Here is a 20341-nt window from a genome sequence, read left to right as displayed (position 1 = left end):
GCCGCCGCGTAGGCGACGAAGGAGCAAGCGGCGGTCGCTCGGACGCGAGCCATAAGGGGCCGCGAACACCCAGCGCCGCAGGCGCTGGAAAAACAAACACAGCTCACACCCACCAGCGTTCGAGGACGCGCGCGACTCCGTCGTCGGTGTTCGATTCGGCGATCTCGTCGGCCGCGGCGAGGGCTTCGGGGTGGGCGTTGCGCATCGCGACACCGTGGCCGGCCATGGTCAGCATGGGGACATCGTTGGGCATGTCGCCGAACGCGACGATGGTCGATTCGTCCACGCCGAGCCGCTGGGCGACGACCGCCAGCCCCGCGGCCTTGGTGATGCCGGGCGCGGATAGTTCGATGAGCCCGTGCTCGGTCGAGTAGGTGATGTCGGCGCGTTCGCCGATCAGCGGCGCGAGCACCGTGCGCATGTCCGAGCTGCGCGCACCCGGCAGCCGGATCAGCATCTTGATGGCGGGCGCGTCGATCACCTCCTCCCGGGCGACCGAGGTGTCGTCGGGATTGAGCCAGGCGTGCTCGTACTGGGGCGAGCTGACGAACTGGGGCGTCACCGCGTCGTGCGCGCTCTCGCCGACGCGTTCGGCCGCGAGGCCGCAGCCCGGCAAGGCATGTTCGGCGACGTCGGCGAGCCAGGCGAGCGTCGGCACGTCCAACGTCATGCTGACCAGCACCCGGTCGGCGGCGCTGTCGTAGATCACCGCGCCGTTGCCGCACACGCACAGCGGCGCGTACCCGAGCCCCTGCACCACCGGGTCGATCCAGCGCGGCGGACGGCCCGTGGCCAGCACGAACGGCACACCGTCGGCGATCAGGGCGCCCACCGCCGCCTTCGTCCGCGCGGTCACCCGCTCGTCGTGATCGATGAGCGTGCCGTCCACATCGGTGGCGACCATCTTCGGTTTGGGGAGGTGCAGGGGCGTCACCCATTCCATCCTGCCGGACAACCTGCGGCTCGCGCCCGGCCACCGTGCTCGGATGTGCCCCGGACATGCCCGGATGTCGTGTGGCACGCGCGCCGCGAACCACGTCCTTATGATCGGGGGCTAATACCGACGCTGGCCCGTCCAGCCGAAAGACCAGAGGACTGATGACCGGCTTCCTGCTACGACGCGCGCTCAACTATGTCGTGCTGTTGCTGCTGGCTTCGTTCCTGACGTTCAGTTTGGCGTCCCTGACGTTCCGGCCGCTGGACAGTCTCGAACAACGCAATCCGCGCCCGCCACAGGCAGTGATCGACGCCAAAGCCGAGGAGCTGCACCTCAACGACCCGATCCCGGAGCGCTACATCACCTGGCTGAAGGGCATTCCGCACGGTGACTTCGGCACGACGCTGGCCGGTCAGCCGGTCAGCGAGGAGCTGCCGCGGCGGGTCGCGGTGAGCCTGCGGCTGCTGATCGTCGGCTCCCTGGTCGGCACGGTGCTCGGCGTGCTGATCGGCGCGGCGGGGGCGATCCGGCAGTACAAGTTCAGCGACTACTTCACCACGGTGGTGTCGCTACTGATCTTGAGCACGCCGGTGTTCCTGCTCGCGACGCTGCTGAAATACGGTGCGCTGGAAGTAAACTCGCTCACCGGATCGCAGATCTTCCTCTACACCGGCGAGACGTCCGCGAACAAGATCGAAGGATTCGGGCCGCAACTGCTCGACCGCATCCAGCACCTGATCCTGCCCACCACCGCGCTGGCCCTCGGTGCGATGGCGGGCTACAGCCGCTACCAGCGCAACGCGATGCTCGACGTGCTGCAGAGCGATTTCATCCGCACCGCCCGCGCCAAGGGGCTCACCCGCAGCAAGGCGCTGTACAAGCACGGCCTGCGCACGGCGCTGATCCCGATGGCCACGCTGTTCGCCTACAGTCTCGGCGCCCTGATCACCGGCGCGACGTTCACCGAGAAGATCTTCGGCTGGCACGGCGTCGGCGAGTGGCTGGTCGACTCGATCAACGCCCAGGATCTGTACGTCGTGGTGACGGTCACCGCGTTCGCCGGCCTGGTCGTGCTGGTGTCGGGTCTGCTGTCCGACATCGTGTACGCGATTCTCGATCCAAGGGTGCGTGTGGGATGACCGAAGCCGAGATCATCGTCCAAGGCGCGCCCGAGGTCGCCGCGACCGGGCGGCGCAAGCTGGTCCTGCGGCGCTTCCTGCGCAACAAACCCGCCGTCGCGGGCGGCATCGTCCTCATCACGCTGTTCGTCGTCAGTTTCGCGCTGCCGCCCTTCCTGCCCTACGACTACCAGCAGCTGGACTACACCGCCCTGCTCAAACCGCCGAGCCCGGACCATCCGTTCGGCACCACCCAGATCGGTCAGGACGTCCTCGCGCAGACCCTGCGCGGATTGCAGAAGTCCCTGGTCATCGGCCTGTGCGTGGCGCTGTTGTCCACCACGATCGCCGCCACCGCCGGTTCACTGGCCGGACTGCTCGGCGGCTGGACCGACCGGGCGATCATGTGGCTGGTCGACCTGCTGCTGGTGGTCCCGAGCTTCATCATCATCGCGCTGTTCGCGCCGCGCACCAAGGGCAGCGGCTCCATTCTGCTGCTCATCCTCCTGCTGTCCTGCTTCGGCTGGATGATCTCGGCGCGGATCGTGCGCGGCCTGACGCTGAGCCTGCGTGATCGCGAATTCGTCCGGGCCGCGCGCTACATGGGTGCGCCCACCCGCACGGTGATCCTCAGCCACGTCATCCCGAACATCGCCTCGATCCTGATCATCGACACCACCCTCACCGTCGGCTCGGCGATCATGGCCGAAACGGGGCTGAGCTTCCTAGGTTTCGGCGTGCAGCCGCCGGACGTGTCGCTCGGCTCGCTGATCGCCGCGGGGACCAAATCAGCGTTGACTTATCCCTGGCTGTTCCTGTTCGCGGGTGGTCTGCTGATCATCACCGTGCTGTGCGCCAACCTCGTCGGTGACGGACTGCGCGACGCGTTCGATCCCGGCGCGAAGCGGGCCCGGTCGAAAAAGAAGGCGAAGGCATGACGACGACGACCTCCACCGCGCCACTGCTGGAGATCACCGATCTGCGGGTGTCCTTCCCCAGCGAGGAGGGCCGCATCGACGCGGTGCGCGGCGTCGACTACACGGTCTCCGACGGCGAAGTGCTCGCCATCGTCGGTGAATCCGGTTCGGGCAAGTCGGTGTCCTCGCTGGCGGTGATGGGGTTGCTGCCGGAGCAGGCGCGGATCACCGGTTCCATTCGGTTCCGCGGACGCGAGTTGCTCGGGTTGGGCGATCGCGAACTGTCCAAGCTGCGCGGCAGTTCCATCAGCATGGTGTTCCAGGACCCGCTCTCGGCGCTCACGCCGGTCTACCGGGTGGGCGATCAGATCGCCGAAGCCCTGCTGGCGCACGGCAAGGCGAGCAGAGGCGACGCCGCGAAGCGCGCGGTGGAGCTGCTCGACCTGGTCGGTATCCCGGACCCGGAGGTGCGGGCCAAGGCGTTTCCGCACGAATTCTCCGGTGGCCAGCGCCAGCGCGTCGTCATCGCGATGGCGATCGCGAACGACCCGGCGCTGATCATCTGCGACGAGCCGACCACCGCGCTGGACGTGACGGTGCAGAAGCAGATCCTCAATCTGCTGCGCAAAGCGCGCGACATCACCGGCGCGGGCGTCATCATGATCACCCACGACATGGGCATCGCCGCGACCCTGGCCGATCGGGTCGCCGTCATGTACGCGGGCAAGATCGTCGAAACCGCCACCGCGAGCGAGCTGTTCAACGCGCCGCGGATGCCGTACACCGTTGGTCTGCTCGGCTCGATCCCGCGCATGGACGGTCCGCCGCGGCGACCGCTGATCCCGATCGTCGGCGCCCCGCCCGCCATGCACGCGCTGCCGCCGGGCTGCTCGTTCGCACCGCGCTGCCCGGTGTCGATCGGCGAATGCCGGGCGGCGGAACCGCCGCTGGAGGCAGTCGAACCGGGCCATACCGCCGCCTGCATCCGCACCGCCGAGGTCGGCACCGACGAGCTGTTCGACGCTTATCGGCGCGAGATCGCCGAGCCGGAGGCCGAAGCGCGGGTGGAGTCGGACGTGGTTTTGCGGGTTTCGGACCTGGTGAAGGTCTTCCCGATCACCTCCGGTGTGGTGCTGCGCCGCCGCAAGGGGGAGATCAGGGCGGTCGACGGCATCAGCTTCGAGGTCCGCGGCGGGCGCACCTTGGCGCTGGTCGGTGAGTCCGGCTCCGGCAAATCGACCACGCTCACCCAGATCCTCGATCTGGTCCCGCCGCAATCGGGCGCCATCGAGATCATGGGCAGCGACGTCGGATCCCTGAGCAAGGCGCGCAAACGGGAGATCCGCCGCAAGATGCAGATCGTCTTCCAAGACCCCACCGCCTCCCTCGACCCCCGCCTGCCGATCTTCGACGCCCTCGCCGAGCCGTTGCGCATCGACGGGCGGCCGCGGGCCGAGATCGCCCGCCGGGTACCGGAACTGCTCGAAAAGGTGGGTCTGCGCCCGGAACACGCCGACCGTTACCCCGGCGACTTCTCCGGCGGCCAGAAACAGCGCATCAGCATCGCCCGCGCACTCGCCCTGGACCCGGAGCTGCTGGTGCTGGACGAGCCGGTCTCCTCGCTGGACGTCTCGATCCAGGCGGGTGTGCTGAACCTGCTACGCGACCTGCAGACCGAGCGCGGCCTTTCCTATCTGTTCGTCTCACACGATCTTTCCGTGGTGCGGAACCTGGCCCACGACATCGCGGTCATGTATCGCGGGAAGATCGTGGAGTACGGCCCGGCGGAACAGATTTTCGCCGCCCCCCAACACGAGTACACGCGGGCCCTGATCGACGCGGTGCCGGTGCCGGCAGTCAGCAGATAGGTAGGAGGGCGCGATGCGGATCCGATCCATCCGGGGCTGTGGTCGCCCGCGCTCGGCGCGCTGGGCGATTCCCGTCGTCGCGCTCGGACTCGTGGTCGCCGGGTGCGGCGCGGACGGCGCCGAGTCGGCGACCGGCCTGTCCGACGAGCTCGGCACGACCAGCGACATCAATCCGAAAAGCCCCGACGAGCTGCGCGAAGGCGGAAATCTCCGGCTGGCCGCCACAACGTTCCCAGCGAACTGGAACACGCTGTCCAACGACGGGAACGACGGCGAGATCGCGGACATCGAGCGGCCGCTGATGCCGCGCGCGTTCACCACCGATGCCGCGGGCCGGCTCACGGTCGACACCGACTACTTCACCGACGTCCAGCTCACAGGCACCGATCCACAGCAGGTCACCTACACCATCAACCCGAAGGCGGTGTGGTCCGACGGCGTCCCGATTACCTGGGAGGACATTCGTTCCCAGGCGAACGCGCTCAGCGGCGCGGACAAGCGCTTCCTGATCGCTATCACCAGCGGGTTCGACCGAGTCGAGAAGGTAGAGCGCGGCGTCGACGACCGGCAAGCCGTCGTCACGTTCAAGCAGCACTACGCGGAATGGCGTGGCCAGTTCGCCGGGAACATGGCGCTGTTCCCCAAGTCGGTGACCGCCGATCCGGAGGCGTTCAACCACAGCCTGGTCGACCATATGGGTCCGACGGCAGGCCCATTCGTGATCGAGTCCACCGACCGCGGCCAAGGCCGCATCGTCTTGGCACGCAACCCGAAATGGTGGGGCGATCGGCCGAAGCTGGACACCATCACCTACAGCGTGCTCGATCGAGCCGCGTGGGTCGGCGCACTGCAGAACAACGAACTCGACGCGGTGCGGCTGAGCACTATCGACGACGTCAAGACCGTCCGCAACACGTCGGGCATGGTCGTGCGCCGGGCGCCGGGTAATCGCTGGCGCCACATCACATTCAACGGCGCCGCCGGCTCCATCCTCGCCGATCCGAAACTGCGCGTGGCCATCTCGAAGGCCATCGACCGCCAGGGCATCGCCACCGCCACCCAGAACGGTCTGGTGGAGCACCCTCAGCCGTTGAACAATCACATCTTCCTGCAAGGACAGGAGGGTTACCGAGACAACAGCCTCGGCTACGACGCCGCGGCCGCGGCGAAGGAACTCGACGATCTGGGCTGGAGACTCAACGGTGACGTCAGGGAGAAGGACGGGCGCAAGCTGGTCGTCCGCGACGTCATGTACAACGACCCCACGTGGGTACAGATCGCCCAGATCATTCAACAGAACCTGGCCGCCGTCGGTGTCGGGCTGGTGATCGATACCAAGCCGGGCGCGGGCTACTTCACCGAGGTCATCCAGCCCGGAGATTTCGATGCCGCGCAATTCGTGTTCTCCGGCGACGCGTTCCCGCTCAGCAGCATGCCGCAGATCTACGCCTTTCACCCCGACGATCTGCAGGGCAACTACGGTCGCATCGGGTCTCCGGAACTGAACGCCTTGATCGATCGCGCCCTCTCCGAGCTGGACCCGGCGAAGGCCATCGAGCTGGCCAACCAGGTCGACCGCGCGGTCTTCCAAGAGGGCCATTCCCTGCCGCTGACCCAGTCCGAGGGTAATTTCGGCGTCCGCGGCGACATCGCCAACTACGGGTCTCCCGGGCTTGCGTCGTACGACTACACCAAGATCGGTTTCCTGAAGTAGACACGCAGCAGCGCTGCGGGAAGGAGCGAACCATGCGGATTCGTTCACTGACGACACGACTGGCGATAGCCGCCGTCGCGATCGGGTTGGTGGCCTCCGGGTGTAGCTCGGACGAGGAGGACGCGCCCGCGGGCTCGGCCGCCGAACTCGGCACCACCAACGACATCAACCCGCACGATGTCAGCGAGCTGCGCGAAGGCGGTAACCTCCGGCTGGCGATTTCGGCGTTGCCCGCGAATTGGAACGCCTTGTCCAACGACGGCAACGACGCCGAGACCGGTGCCATCGAACGGCCGATGCTGCCGCGCGCGTTTCGCACCAACGCGGCGGGCGAGCTCTCGGTCAACACCGACTACTTCACCGACGTACAGCTGACCAAGACCGATCCGCAGCAGGTCACCTACACGATCAATCCCAAGGCGGTGTGGTCCGATGGCACCCCGATCACCTGGGAGGACATCCAGTCCCAGGCGAACGCGCTCAGTGGCGCCGACAAGTCGTTCCTGATCGCCAACAACAGTGGGTTCGATCGGGTCGAGAAGGTCGAGCGCGGCGTCGACGACCGGCAGGCGATCATCACGTTCAAGCAGCACTACGCCGAGTGGCGCGGGCAGTTCGCGGGCAATACCTTCCTGTTTCCGAAGTCCGTCACGGCCACTCCCGCGGCGTTCAACAAGGGTTTGGTCGACGGCATCACGCTGACTGCGGGGCCGTTCCTCGTGCAGTCCACCGATAGGGCACAGGGACGTATCGTGCTCGGCCGCAACCCCAAGTGGTGGGGCGACACACCCAAGCTCGACACGATCACCTTCAGCGTGCTCGACTCCTCCGCGCAACTGCCCGCGTTGCAGAACAACGAGATCGACGCGGTGGGCCTCGGCACCCGCGACGAACTGCGCACGGCGCGAAACACGCCGGGGATCGCCATCCGGCGCGCGCCGGGCAACAGCTGGAACCACTTCACCTTCAACGGCGCCCCCGGTTCCATCCTCGCGGATCCGAAATTGCGCGTCGCGATCTCGAAGGCCATCGACCGGCAGGGCATCGTCACCGCCATCCAGAACGGCCTGGTGGAGCATCCGAAGCCGCTGAACAACCATGTGTACCTCCAGGGCCAGGCGGGTTACCAGGACAACAGCCTCGGCTTCGATCCCGCCGCTGCGGCGAAGGAACTCGACGACCTGGGCTGGAAGCTCAACGGCGATGTCCGGGAAAAGGACGGCCGCAAACTCGAGATCCGCGACGTCATGTACCAGGAGGACACCTGGGTGCAGATAGCGCAGATCATCCAGCAGAACCTGGCCTCGATCGGGGTCAAGCTGAACATCGAAACCAAGCCGGGCAAGGGCTTTTTCACCGAGGTGATCCAGCCGGGCAACTTCGACGTGGGCCAGTGGACCTGGGTGGGTGACCCGTTCCCGCTCGGCAGCCTCAACCAGATCTACGGATACAACCCGAACGATCTGCAGGGCAACTACGGTCGCATCGGATCGCCGGAACTGAACTCGCTGATCGAGCAGACGGTTTCCGAACTCGACCCGAACAAGGCCAGGGAACTGGCGAACCAGGTCGACCGCAAGGTATTCGAGGAAGGCCACTCGCTGCCCCTGATGCAGTCCGCAGGCAATGTCGCGGTGCGCGCCGACCTCGCCAACTATGGCGCACCCGGCCTGGCGTCCTACGACTACACGAAAGTCGGCTTCTTGAAGTGAGTTCCGGACTGGGCCATCCGCTGGCCTATCCGATCACCGTGACGATCGGCGCCCTCGCGGTCTGTGCCGCTTGGGCGCCGTTCGGCACTCTGGATCAGGTGGCGGCGATCGTGGCCGTCGCGCTCGGCGTCTGCGGGTACACCGGGTATCGGCTCGCCCTCGCATTCGGCATACTCCGATTCCGTCGTCCGGCCACCGCGCCGACCGTTCGGGTTGCCCGCATCCGTCAGCAGCATCGCTTGGTCGGCCGGTCGTGGTTGGAGGTGGGCGGCGCAGGTCGCCCGCGGTGGGTTCCGGTGTACTTCGATCCCGCGCTGGTCACTCTCACCGAAACCGAAGGGGAACTCACCGACCGCACGATTCACGTCGCGGGACGACGCCTCTACCCGTCCGGCCGCATGCGCGACGTCGAACCGCCCGGTCGTCTCATCGATAACCCCAGCCGCCCCGACCCCGGCGCACCCGCCCACATCGCGAAGGCCACCCGCCCGCGGCGCCGCCTCCTGCTCGACTCCCAATCCACTGTCGCCGCCCCCATCGCCGCCCTCCTGTGGGTCTACCTCGACGGCGGAGGCTTCTCGGTCTTCCTGGCCGCCACCACCATCGCCGCCGCCTGCACGATCTGGCTCTCCGCCGTGCAGGGCTCCGACCCCACCTGAACCGCCGGCAAGCACCGCAGCGCCGAGCACTCGCGCGCGGCCGTCCGCTCCGTGAAACCACACGCCACCTCGCGAAATCGCCCATGCGCCAGGCGCGCATCGACGTCCATCAGTGTCCGTTCCGCGTGAACGTTTCGGATTGCGCAGCGGCTGACCTGCGGCCCGGAGTGTTCGGATCTACCTTGCGGATTGAGGGATCTCGGCCCGGCACAGACCGGCGCCGGACTCGAACACCGCCACATCGACCGACTCGCCGACGGCGAGGCCATTCACGACACCGTTGTCTCGGACGGGCGGCGGCAGGAGCGATGTCACTTCCCGCCGTGGTCGATGAGCATCTGGACGCCGTCGAGTATGCGCTCGAGGCCGAATTCGAGCGGGTCGGCAACAGCTTCCGGCGCGAACGCGCCCTCGGCGATGGCTTTGGTCAGGGCGGGGAAACGGTCGGCGTGGCGGTCGAGTAGTTCGCCGGTGAGGCGGTTCCATTCCTCGTCGTGGCTCTCATCGAAGTCGGCCATCTGCTGGGCGTGGTTGCGCACCAGAGCGACGATCAGGAGGAAGACCTGATGCCGCTGGGCGGCGGTCAGGCCGGTCGGCTCCAGAACCGCCAGTGCGGCGTCCAGCCAAGCGAGTTGGGCCGGCCCCATGCGCTGACGACGCATCGCGGTCGCGGCGAGTAACCAGGGATGGTTCTGGTACACCTCCGATGACCGGCGGGCCCACTGCGAGAGCCGGAGCCGCCATCCGCTGCCTGCGACCGACAGATCGGGACAATCGGTCAGTACGGCTTCGACCATCAGCTCAACGAGTTCGGTTTTACCGGGCACATAGCGGTAGAGCGCCATCGCCGAGACGCCGAACTCGGCGGCGACTTTATTCATCGACACGGCGTCCAAGCCCTCGGCATCGGCGAGTGCCACCGCGACCTCCGCGATGCCGCGGGGCGAGAGTTTGGGCTTGGGCCCACGGGTGCGCCGCTCCTGCTCCCCCCACAGCAATGCCACGCTCGCCCGCAGGTCACGTGCCTTCTCCTTACCTTCTCGGGCAGCGTCTGTCCTGGCCACAATGCTTACGACCATCGTCCTCGCCGCCATCGTCGCTGCCGCTGCCGCGCCCGTTGCCGGGCTGCTCGGCCACCGGCAGCTCAGGCGTGCGGCCAACGCCAAGCGGCTGCGCATCACCACGGCGAACGGCATCGACGAGTCCGGCTTCATCCGCATCGGCGGTATCGACCAGTGGATCTCGATCCGCGGCGACGACCTGCGCAATCCGGTTATCGTCGAAATCCACGGCGGCCCCGGCGCTTCCAACCTCGTCTTCGCCCCACGCACCCGCGGCTGGGAGAAACACTTCACCATCGTGCGGTGGGATATGCGCGGCACAGGCAAGACTTTCGGCCGCACCGCCCCGGACGGACAGGGTGAGATGAGCCTGGAGCGGTGGTACCTCGACGCCCTCGAGGTCGCCGAGCATGTCCGGGCCCGGCTCGGCGTCGAGAAGGTCCTGCTGGTCGCCAACTCCTTCGGCACCGTTGTCGGGCTGCGCCTGGCCCGCAACCACCCTCAGCTGTACAGCGGTTACGTCGGCGCCGACCAGAACATCAACGCCGGCGGGCGCAACCATTCGGCATACAACGCATTGGTGAGCCGGCTGCAGCAGGCCGGAAAACGTAAAGAGCTGGGCACGGTCACCAGCATGGGTGCCGACAAGTCAGCGTGGTCCGCCGAGCAGTTGGCGGAGTACAACAGGCTCGTCGTCACCACTGATCCGCTCACCTACGACACCATGAAGACCGTGGTGATCCGCTCGCTGTGGTTCTCACCGCTGCACACGCTCAGCGAACTGCGCACCTACTTCAAAGGCATGACCTTCTCCGAGCGATTTGCACCCGAGGCCGTGACGATCGACGAATGGACCGAGGGCACCACATTCGATATCCCACTGTTCATCTTCCAGGGCGACCAAGACGCCCTCACCCCGCCCGAACCGGCCAAGCGGTTCTTCGACGATGTCACCGCGCCGGTCAAGCACTTCGCGCTGATCGAAGACGCCAGCCACTTCGCCTCCTTCCGCCACCCCGACCAGTTCCTCGACCTGATGCTCACCAAGGTCCGCCCCACCCTCACCGCCCCGCCGACCCATCGGTGACAACAGACTCCCGCGACCACGCTCGTGCGAAACACCTGAGCCCACAAGAGGTCAGGGGTTTCGCACTGTCATGGTCACGCGGCCACGGATCAGACGGCGAGCCGACCGCCGTCCAACACTTGCGCACCGCCCATTCATCGGCCAACGCCAGCCCCTCCAGGCGAAATTGGTCTGACCACTTGACCTCCTGACCATCGAGGCGCACAGTAGACGCATGGCGTTGCAACCTGTGGTCAAGCGATCGGTGTCGGCGGACGTGTTCGAGCAGATCGCCGCGGATGTGCTCAGCGGTGAGCTGGCGCCCGGGGCGACCTTGCCCAGTGAGCGGCAGTTGGCGGAGGCGCTCGGGGTGTCCCGTCCCGCGGTGCGGGAAGCCTTGCAGCGGCTGGCCGCGGCCGGGCTGGTGGCGGTGCGCCAGGGAGACGCGACGACCGTGCTGGACTATCGGCGCGGCGCGGGGCTCGAGGTTCTGCCCAGGCTGCTGGTGCAGGCCGGGGAACTGAACCCCTCGGTCGCACGCAGCATTCTGGAGGCCCGCTTGCACAACGGGCCGAAGGTGGCGGAGCTGGCCGCGCGCCGGGTCGGCGCGATCGGCGCGGGTGAGGTTCGTCCCCTGCTGGACGCTTCCCTCGAAGCGCTTGCCGCCGAACAGGATCCGATCGCACAGCAACGGCATGCGATGGAGTTCTGGGATCACGTCGTGGACGCGGCCGACTCGATCGTGTTCCGGCTGATGTTCAACATGTTGCGCGCCGCCTATGAACCGGCGCTCGCGGCGCTGGCCCCGATCATGTCCGCCGAGGTGGGCAACGTCGAGGCATACCGCGAACTGGCCGCCGCCATCGCCGCGGGCCGGCCGCAGAAGGCCGCCGGCACCGCTCGGGCGCTGCTCGAGCCGGCGACCACCGCCCTGATCGAGGTCCTCGGCGGACCGCCGGTCACGCACAGCTAGGAACGATCATGACCAAACCGAAAGCATCCGAACACGCTTCGATCGACACGGACGCACGGGCGCGGGTACGCAGGGATGAGCGGGCGCTGCGGCGCGGACTCACCCTGGGCCAGGCATTCGAAGAATTCCTCCGGCACCCCTCGCCGTGGATGATCGGGACCACGCTGGTGGGCGCGCTGATCGCTCGCGTCCTCGTCGGCGATTGGCAGCTCACCGATCTGCTGGTCCCCGCCGTGATGCTGGCGGTGTTCCCGGTCTTCGAGTGGATCGTGCATGTCACGGTGTTGCATTGGCGGCCACGGCGGCTCGGCCCGATCGCACTCGACAGCGAACTGGCCCGCAAGCACCGCGAGCATCACGTGGATCCGCGCGACATCCCGCTGATCTTCATCCCGACGAAAACGCTGGCAGTGCTGATCGTGGTGTTGATCGCGCTGGCGGCCTTCGCCTTCCCCAGTTCGGGCCTCGGCCTGACCTTTCTGATCACCATCACCCTGCTCGGCCTGGGCTACGAGTGGACGCATTACCTGATACACACCGACTACAAGCCGAAACGTTCGCTCTACCGAGCGGTTTGGCGCAACCATCGCCACCACCACTACAAGAACGAGCACTACTGGTTCACGGTCACCAGTTCCGGCACCGCCGACCGCCTCTTCGGCACCTACCCCGATCCGGCCACGACCGACACCTCACCCACGGCCCGCAACCTGCACTCCGCCTGATTCCAGCAGGTGCCGCCCCGCGATAAGTCAGCCGGGGCGGCACCCGGCGCGCGTACCCACGACCGCACTACCCGCACCAGGCATTCGGACCGCTGCGACCAAGGCGGTCCGGCGACGACTCCACCGGATGGCACGCCGGTGAGCTTGCCCAACGGCCGCAGTCGCCACGACGCCGACAGCGACGGGTCCGCGATGACTACCCCGGGCGCCGCTCAGTGATCCGGGTGGCGCTTCGTCACAACGCCGACCGCCTCGCGACGAGTTCATGAAGCAAACAGGTCCGTAGCCAAGAAGCGGGTACACGCCACGGTCCCGATCACCGCGAGCGAGTAGACCCGCATGCAAATTCGGCGGTAGTACGCCAACTCTCACCGCGTCGCGAGCAGACGCTCCGCGATCGTGCGCGCACGATGGGCCGCCTCCGGAGTTCCCTCACGGACCGCGGTGACGATCGCCCCGTCGACCAGCAGCGCGAGTTCGGCGGCCAGCTCCTCAGCGTCGGATCGCCCCGCTTCGGTGAGCATTTCGTGCAGGTATTCGATCACGCGGCGCTTGTGGCGATCGGCGACCTGATGGGCGGCGCTCTCTCGATCGGCCACCTCGACCATGGTGTTGATGAACGCGCAGCCGCGAAAGTCGTTGCGGGCGAATCGTTCGGCCAGAGCGTCGAAGACCGCGAGCGGGCGGGCGGCCGGGTCGGCGGTCTGTTCGACCGATTCGCGCAGCCAGTCCAGCCACCGGCGGTCGCGATCCTCCAGCACCGCGACGACCAAGTCGTCCTTGCTCGCGAAGTGGCGATAGAAGGAAGCCCGGCCGACGCCGGACTCCTGGAGCAAGCGATCGATGCCTACGGCACGAATGCCTTCGGCATAGAACAGTTCTTCCGCCGTGGTGAGCAAACGTTGCTTGGCCTGGGTTGGCATAACTTCACGTTAGCAGAACGGAACCGAGCAGTACCATCTCACTTGACCTATACGGAACCGATCAGTACCATATTGATTCGGCACCGATCGGTACCATCTTGTTCGAGCTGGAGGCTTCGATGTCCCGCCTGCCCCTTGTGTCCACCGACTCCGCCGACGCCGAGCAGTCCGATCTGCTCGCCGAGGTACAGCGCCAGTTGGGCCGGGTCCCGAATCTCTACGCCGCGATGGCGAACAGCCCGGCCACCCTGCGCGGATACCTGAACCTGCGCGACGCGCTGACCAAGGGAAAGCTCTCCGCCCGGGTGCGCGAGCAACTCGCCCTGCTGGTCGCCAGCGAGAACGGCTGCGACTACTGCACCGCCGCGCACACCATGCGCGCCGACCGGATGGGCTTCACCGAGCAGGCGATCGCCGACACCCGCGCGGCGCGCGCCGACGACCCGCACGCCGACGCGATCCTGCGCGTCGCCCGTGACGTGCTCCGCTCCCGCGGCCGGCTCGACGACGCCACGCTCGCCTCGGCGCGCGCCCGTGGCGTCAGCGACGCCGAACTGAGCGAGATCGTTGGCCATGTCGCACTGAACGTCTTGTCCAACTACTTCAACCATGTCGCCGAGCCGGAGCTCGACTTCCCGCCCGCGACACCGACGAAAGGCACGGCAATGGAAGCGAAATGGCGGCTCGCGAGCAAGGTTGTCCTGGTCGAGGGTTACTCCCTGGTGGACCGTGAAGGCCGGGCCGCACGCACCGTCGACGACGTCCACATCGCGATCGAGGGCGGATTCCTACACGTCAAGGTATCGGACTCGGCCGATGTGCAAGTGGTCTCGGCACCCGCCGTCGCGCTGGTGACCTACCGCTGATCCCGACCCACACAGCCCGGTCCGCGACTCGTCGCGGGCCGGGCTTTCGTCTGCGCGGGGACTTGACATCTTGATACCCTAGGGGGGTAGGGTAGAAATCGAGAAGCAGACGAACCAGCAGGAGGACACCGACCATGAGCACCACCGCCGTGACCGTCACCGGCATGACCTGCGGCGGCTGCGCCGCATCGGTCCGCACCGAGATCGGCCGCATCTCCGGCGTCGAGTCGGTGGCCGTCGACCTCGCCGACGGACTGGTGACCGTCGAGAGCGCGACCCCGATCGAACGCGCCGAACTCGCCGCCGCGGTGGTCCGCGCCGGCTACGCGGTCGCCTGCTGACGGACGGAGTACTCCGATGAACGCGACCATCAAATTCGGCGGTTTCGCCCTCGGCCTCGCCGCGGTCTTCGGGATCGCCCTCGCGGCCGGTGCGACCATCGGGCCGGAGCCCACCGAACCCGCCGCCCACGACTCGAACGCACACGGCACCGCCCAAGGCGAGGACCACGCACTACCTGGAGGAATAGTGGCGACCGACCGCGGCTACACCTTGCGGCTGGACACCACCCGAGCCACCGCCGCGGCGAACGTACCGCTGCGCTTCACCATCCTCGACCGGGACGGAAAGCCCGTCACCCGCTACGTGCGCAGCCACGAGAAGGATCTGCACCTGATCGTCGTGCGCCGGGACATGGCCGCCTTCCAGCACGTGCACCCGGTGCTCGGCGCCGACGGGACCTGGAGCGTCCCACTCGACCTCAGCCGCGCCGGTGACTATCGCGTGTTCGCCGACTTCACTCCGCAGGGCGGCGAGAACCTGACACTCGGCGCGAACCTGCTGGTGGCGGGCGTCTACGACCCCCAGCAGCTGCCCGCGGCGACCTCCACCACCAACGTCGGCGACTACACCGTCACGCTGGACGGCGCCGCAGTTCCGGGTCGGGCTTCCAAGGTGACGCTGTCGGTGAGCCGCGCGGGCAAGCCGGTGACCGACCTACAGCCCTACCTCGGCGCTTACGGCCATCTGGTGGCCCTGCGCGCCGCCGACCTGGGCTATCTGCACGTCCATCCGGAAGGCCACCCCGGCGACGGCGTGACCGCGGCCGGACCGGGCATCACCTTCGCCGTCACGGCGCCGAGCGCGGGCGACTACCGCCTGTTCCTCGACTTCCAACACGAGGGCGTGGTCCGCACCGCCGAATTCACCTTGGCCGTCGCGCCGGGTACCCCCGCCGTAGACGCCTCGAGCCACAACGAACACACTGGTCAGCAGCAGGCGCCGGACGGCCACGTGCACTGACCCGCCGACCGCCGCACAGAACGGAGCACCCACGATGACCACCGCGACACAACCGCCGCCCTCCGGGCAGGTCGAACTCGTGATCGGTGGAATGACCTGCGCGTCCTGCGCCGCCCGGATCGAGAAGAAACTCAACAAGCTCGACGGCGTCACCGCGACCGTGAACTACGCCACCGAGAAGGCCCGGGTGGACGTCACCGGTGACGTGTCGCCGGACGACCTGATAGCCACCGTCGAACAAGCGGGCTACACCGCCGTCCTGCCCGCGCCCCCGAAGCCGCAAGAAATCGCCGCCGAGGAAGATCCCGCGGCGAGCCTGCGTACCCGACTGCTGATCTCTGTGGCGCTGTCGGTGCCGGTGATCGCCATGGCGATGATCCCGGCCTTGCAGTTCACCAACTGGCAGTGGCTGTCGCTGACCTTGGCCGCGCCGGTCGTGGTGTGGGGCGCGCTGCCGTTCCACCGCGCGGCGTGGACCAATCTGCGCCACGGCGCCGCGACCATGGACACCCTGATCTCGATGGGGACGCTGGCCGCACTGGGCTGGTCGCTGTACGCCTTGTTCTGGGGCACCGCGGGCAGGCCGGGCATGACGCACCCGTTCGAGTTCACCATCTCGCGGATGGACGGCACCGGCAGCATCTACCTGGAGGCCGCGGCGGGTGTCACCACGTTCATCCTGGCCGGGCGCTTCTTCGAGGCGCGCGCCAAACGGCGGGCGGGTGCGGCGCTACGGGCCTTGCTCGAGCTGGGGGCCAAGGAGGTCTCGGTTCTGCGCAACGGAACCGAGGTGCGCATTCCCGTGGAGCAGCTGACGGTCGGCGACCGGTTCGTGGTGCGGCCGGGCGAGAAGATCGCCACCGACGGCGTCGTGGTGGAAGGTTCCTCGGCCGTCGACGCCTCGATGCTCACCGGTGAGTCCGTCCCGGTGGAGGTCGGCACGGACGACGCCGTGGTCGGCGCGACCGTCAACGTGGGCGGCCGGATCGTGGTGCGCGCCACCAGGATCGGTTCCGACACACAGCTGGCGCAGATGGCGAAGCTCGTCGAGGACGCGCAGACCGGCAAGGCGCAGGCGCAACGGCTGGCCGATCGGATCTCCGGGATCTTCGTGCCGATCGTCATCGCGCTGTCGGTCGCGACGCTCGGATTCTGGCTCGGCACCGGCGGTTCGGTGGCCGCGGCGTTCACCGCGGCGGTGGCGGTGCTGATCATCGCCTGCCCGTGCGCGCTCGGACTGGCCACGCCGACCGCGCTGATGGTCGGCACGGGACGCGGCGCGCAGCTGGGCATCCTGATCAAGGGTCCCGAGGTGCTGGAGTCGACCCGGCGGGTGGACACGATCGTGCTGGACAAGACCGGCACCGTCACCGCGGGCAAGATGACGCTGCTCGATGTCGTCGCCGCCGAGGGCGAGCAGGTCGAACGGATTCTGGAACTGGCCGGAGCGCTGGAGGATGCCTCCGAGCACCCGATCGCCCAGGCTATCGCCAAGGGCGCCCGCGAACGGGTGGGTGAGCTGAAGCCGGTCGAGGATTTCGCGAACGTCGAGGGCCTGGGCGTGCAGGGGACGATTGACGGGCACGCGGTGGTCGTCGGCCGCGCGCGGCTGCTCGCCGACTGGTCACAGCATCTCGACGACGACCTGACCCGGGCGATGCGCGCGGCCGAAGCCGAAGGAAAGACCGCCGTCGCGGTCGGCTGGGACGGCGAGGCGCGCGGCGTGCTCGTGGTGGCCGACGCGGTGAAACCCACCTCGGCCGAGGCGATTTCCCAGCTGCGCGCCCTCGGGCTCACCCCGATCATGCTGACCGGCGACAACCGGGCCGCCGCCGGCGCGATCGCCGCACAAGTCGGCATCGATGAGGTGATCGCGGAGGTGCTGCCGCAGGACAAGGTCGACACCGTCAAGCGGTTGCAGGCCGAGGGCAAAGTGGTCGCGATGGTCGGCGACGGCGTGAACGACGCCGCGGCGCTGGCCCAGGCCGACCTGGGCCTGGCCATGGGCACCGGCACCGACGTGGCCATCGAGGCGGGCGATCTGACCTTGGTCCGCGGCGACCTGCGGGCGGCGGCGGACGCGATCCGCCTGTCCCGCCGCACCCTCACGACGATCAAAGGCAACCTGTTCTGGGCCTTCGCCTACAACGTGGCCGCGATCCCGCTGGCCATGGCGGGATTGCTGAACCCGATGCTCGCGGGCGCCGCGATGGCGTTCTCCTCGGTCTTCGTGGTCAGCAACAGCCTGCGGTTGCGTGGCTTCCGCTCGACAGCGAACTGACGAGCGCACCTGACGGGGCGGCACGCGTCGTGTCGTCCGGGGCGTCATGAGCAACCTACTCGGCAATGCAGTTGACTCGGTGAATCATTCGCTCGCCGGAGCCACCACAAACTGGGCGGCCGCCGAACATATATTCCCGTTGATCGGGCAAGGAAGAGGGTCATAGTGATTTCGGAGTGTTTTCAGCAGTTGCGCATGCTCAGACCAGTCCCAGCGCAGCCATCGATCGAAACATAAGGCCGTCACGGTACGCGCGCCCGCATCCTTCACAGCGATCGCGGCCCCTTGCATACTTGCACCAGTTGTCCACGTGTCATCGACGATGAGCACGTTCTTACCTTCCACCACCGAACGATACCTGTCCGGTACGATAAACCGGTCATTCACAAGTGCATGCCGCACGTCAGCGCCAGGCCCGGTATCGAGCAAAAATTTTGTGGGCAGAATCGGCGGCGAAGTCAGCTTCGTCAGTACAGCGTTGGCGAGGGTCGATACAGGATGCTCCCGTCCATTTCGCTGGTGCGAGGGAACGAACGTCAACGAATCCCAGCGCCAGCCGAGGTCCGCAGCAATGCATCTATGATGAAGGGTGACTGCCGCCCTTATCACAAGCTGAAGGTTTTCCCGACACAGGTCGACGCCCTCTTTATACGCACGTACTTCGTGAGCCGACTGATGCTTGCCTCCCGGCAGGTTACCCTGCGCGTACGTCAACAAAATCGTCTTATCGGCAAGAAGACTTCCATACACTGTACGATGTTCTCGGCATGGTCCACAGTAATCGGCATTGGCCGCCGGGCCACGGCACACCCGGCATATTCCAGGTGTCCCCGGCACGTAGGTATTGTGGAAGGTGGTCCCGACACGCTCTTGGACAACCTGTCTCAGCACGTTGGCCGCAGGGCTGATGGATCTCATCGATCGTTGTGCAGCCAGTTTCGGACCAGCGCACGGTGTCCCAGAATCGTATCGATATGCTGCGCTACTTCGTATGGAGAATCGGCAACGTAGACACCCGGTTTTCCACGAAGTTGCCGCGCCCACTCGGTCGATTCGGCAACCGTAGCATTCAGGATCACCGGCCTGCCGTGCGCAACCGCTTCCCGCGCCTGCGTACGAGTTCCACTGTGCTCTCCGGCTTCGACGATCACCGTCGCCACTCCGTAGGCACTCATAATTACATTTCTTGCCAGGAATGAATATCTCGTGGGTGAGTATTCAGGCAGGAAATGCGTCAGCAACATACCCCGCTCCGAGATTTCTCGCTGTAGCTCACGATTGGATCGCGGGTACACATGGTTGAGACCGTTGCCTAGCACGGCGACCGTTCGACCGCCTGAATCGAGCGCTGCTCTGTGCGCCGCCGTATCAATCCCCTCAGCCAGTCCGGCCACGACAGAAATATCGCGCGCAACCAGGCTGCGGGCAACCTCTTCTGCAAAACGGACACCACCATCGGAAGATCGACGAGAGCCTACGACACACACGCCGTCATCGTGGTCGAGCAGCAATCCGTGCGTGAAGACTACGGGCGGCATCTGCCGGACCGTGCGCAGTTGCGGAGGGTAGGAATTATCGCGGAACGTATGGAACTCGAAAGGACCACGCTTCCATACCTCGATGTCACTTCGCGCCGCTTCCAAGAAATCAGGGTTGTCTGATTCACCGAATAGATCTCGGGGATGGATGGCATCCCAGAGCGCCCTCGCCCCGCCATGTTGAATTACTTCCTCGGTCAGGCACGACCAGTCTCCATTCTTTGGCTTCAGCCGCATTAGAGATACGAGCGCGGCGCGTTCACCATCATCCCAAGTCAGGGAGCTGTCGGTTACGCTGTCCGTGGGTGCATGCGGGTTCGTCACTTACCTCCTCCAACCTGCAAGCTATCGAACGCACGTTCGAATAATGTCATCCTAGACCAACAGGCCCATGCCATGGGATCCATAGGGCCTCCCAAGTCATTGCGGGAGCGATGTCCACGCCCGACGTTATACGATCTCGTCGCTCGATGGTCGGTCCCGACGTCTGCCGAGAGTCATGAGCGATGTGACCGCCCATACCACCACGGACGCCCGTCAGCCGTGACCCGATGTCCGGTCGAATCTGCCGATCGCGAATAGTTCCCCATGACGCCCGGGCAGGACGCCACCTCGACGTGATCGACCGTCGGGGCGAGGTGGTGGTTCACGACGAGAACGGCGCGTTCCCCGTGTCGACCG

At 66.7% G+C, this 20341-nt stretch carries 18 protein-coding genes; 13 read left to right on the top strand and 5 right to left on the bottom strand.

The genetic code is table 11. The features are described 5' to 3' along the window. Nucleotides 1-103: 103 nt before the first annotated feature. Nucleotides 104-943, bottom strand: a complete 840-nt coding sequence (locus ACWEO7_RS19315; protein ID WP_452424932.1) for an HAD family hydrolase — start codon at nt 941-943, stop codon at nt 104-106. 155 nt (nt 944-1098) lie between these two features. Here ACWEO7_RS19315 and ACWEO7_RS19310 point away from each other — a divergent pair, with 155 nt between their 5' ends. From ACWEO7_RS19310 to ACWEO7_RS19285, 6 genes are read left to right on the top strand one after another with little or no spacing between them, the layout of a single operon-like run. Then, nucleotides 1099-2076 carry an ABC transporter permease gene (locus tag ACWEO7_RS19310; protein ID WP_355073164.1) on the top strand — a complete coding sequence of 326 codons (978 nt, stop codon included), beginning with the start codon at nt 1099-1101 and terminating at the stop codon, nt 2074-2076. Beyond that, complete coding sequence (locus tag ACWEO7_RS19305) at nt 2073-2993, top strand: ABC transporter permease (protein WP_452424930.1); 921 nt, start codon at nt 2073-2075, stop codon at nt 2991-2993. Before ACWEO7_RS19310 ends, ACWEO7_RS19305 begins: the two co-directional genes overlap by 4 nt. Further along, nucleotides 2990-4840: an ABC transporter ATP-binding protein gene (locus ACWEO7_RS19300; protein WP_452424928.1), complete on the top strand. Its 1851-nt coding sequence runs from the start codon at nt 2990-2992 to the stop codon at nt 4838-4840. The genes ACWEO7_RS19305 and ACWEO7_RS19300 overlap by 4 nt, the downstream gene beginning before the upstream one ends. Nucleotides 4841-4853: 13 nt before the next feature. Then, nucleotides 4854-6554, top strand: a complete 1701-nt coding sequence (locus ACWEO7_RS19295) for an ABC transporter family substrate-binding protein (protein ID WP_452424926.1) — start codon at nt 4854-4856, stop codon at nt 6552-6554. Between the two features lie 32 nt (nt 6555-6586). Next, nucleotides 6587-8266, top strand: coding sequence for an ABC transporter family substrate-binding protein (locus tag ACWEO7_RS19290; protein ID WP_452424924.1), 1680 nt, complete (start codon nt 6587-6589; stop codon nt 8264-8266). Continuing rightward, nucleotides 8263-8925, top strand: coding sequence for a hypothetical protein (locus tag ACWEO7_RS19285; RefSeq protein WP_452424922.1), 663 nt, complete (start codon nt 8263-8265; stop codon nt 8923-8925). Before ACWEO7_RS19290 ends, ACWEO7_RS19285 begins: the two co-directional genes overlap by 4 nt. A 311-nt stretch (nt 8926-9236) precedes the next feature. On the opposite strand, the gene ACWEO7_RS19280 is transcribed toward ACWEO7_RS19285, so the two are convergent. Beyond that, the gene (locus ACWEO7_RS19280; protein ID WP_397076994.1) at nt 9237-9989 is read right to left on the bottom strand and encodes a TetR/AcrR family transcriptional regulator; all 753 of its coding nucleotides are present in this window, start codon (nt 9987-9989) and stop codon (nt 9237-9239) included. Nucleotide 9990: 1 nt separating this feature from the next. Between ACWEO7_RS19280 and ACWEO7_RS19275 the strand changes: the two genes are divergently transcribed. From ACWEO7_RS19275 to ACWEO7_RS19265, 3 genes are all read left to right on the top strand, one after another. Then, nucleotides 9991-11073, top strand: coding sequence for an alpha/beta fold hydrolase (locus ACWEO7_RS19275; protein WP_452424920.1), 1083 nt, complete (start codon nt 9991-9993; stop codon nt 11071-11073). Nucleotides 11074-11287: 214 nt separating this feature from the next. Continuing rightward, a complete protein-coding gene (locus tag ACWEO7_RS19270) occupies nt 11288-12025 on the top strand; it encodes a FadR/GntR family transcriptional regulator (RefSeq protein WP_452424918.1) in 738 nt (245 codons plus the stop codon). Nucleotides 12026-12033: 8 nt separating this feature from the next. Next, a complete protein-coding gene (locus ACWEO7_RS19265) occupies nt 12034-12750 on the top strand; it encodes a sterol desaturase family protein (protein ID WP_452424917.1) in 717 nt (238 codons plus the stop codon). Between the two features lie 368 nt (nt 12751-13118). Here the strand turns inward: ACWEO7_RS19265 and ACWEO7_RS19260 are convergent, their stop codons facing one another. Continuing rightward, on the bottom strand, nt 13119-13673 hold the full coding sequence (locus ACWEO7_RS19260; protein ID WP_452424915.1) for a TetR/AcrR family transcriptional regulator: 555 nt from the start codon (nt 13671-13673) through the stop codon (nt 13119-13121). Between the two features lie 119 nt (nt 13674-13792). Here ACWEO7_RS19260 and ACWEO7_RS19255 point away from each other — a divergent pair, with 119 nt between their 5' ends. The 4 genes from ACWEO7_RS19255 (at nt 13793) to ACWEO7_RS19240 (ending at nt 18122) form a co-directional block, all read left to right on the top strand. Continuing rightward, nucleotides 13793-14539 carry a carboxymuconolactone decarboxylase family protein gene (locus tag ACWEO7_RS19255; protein WP_452424914.1) on the top strand — a complete coding sequence of 249 codons (747 nt, stop codon included), beginning with the start codon at nt 13793-13795 and terminating at the stop codon, nt 14537-14539. Between the two features lie 134 nt (nt 14540-14673). Further along, nucleotides 14674-14880, top strand: coding sequence for a heavy-metal-associated domain-containing protein (locus ACWEO7_RS19250; RefSeq protein ID WP_452424912.1), 207 nt, complete (start codon nt 14674-14676; stop codon nt 14878-14880). Nucleotides 14881-14896: 16 nt separating this feature from the next. Beyond that, nucleotides 14897-15841, top strand: a complete 945-nt coding sequence (locus tag ACWEO7_RS19245; protein WP_452424910.1) for a hypothetical protein — start codon at nt 14897-14899, stop codon at nt 15839-15841. Between the two features lie 34 nt (nt 15842-15875). After that, entirely contained in the window at nt 15876-18122 is a 2247-nt protein-coding gene (locus tag ACWEO7_RS19240) for a heavy metal translocating P-type ATPase (protein ID WP_452424908.1), read from the top strand. A gap of 84 nt (nt 18123-18206) precedes the next feature. Here the strand turns inward: ACWEO7_RS19240 and ACWEO7_RS19235 are convergent, their stop codons facing one another. Beyond that, entirely contained in the window at nt 18207-18872 is a 666-nt protein-coding gene (locus ACWEO7_RS19235; RefSeq protein ID WP_452424906.1) for a ComF family protein, read from the bottom strand. Nucleotides 18873-19036: 164 nt separating this feature from the next. After that, entirely contained in the window at nt 19037-19984 is a 948-nt protein-coding gene (locus tag ACWEO7_RS19230) for a DNA-processing protein DprA (RefSeq protein ID WP_450016857.1), read from the bottom strand. Nucleotides 19985-20341: the final 357 nt, after the last annotated feature.

This window comes from Nocardia sp. NPDC004260 (assembly GCF_053603155.1).
This window is presented reverse-complemented; position numbering and strand designations above follow the sequence as displayed.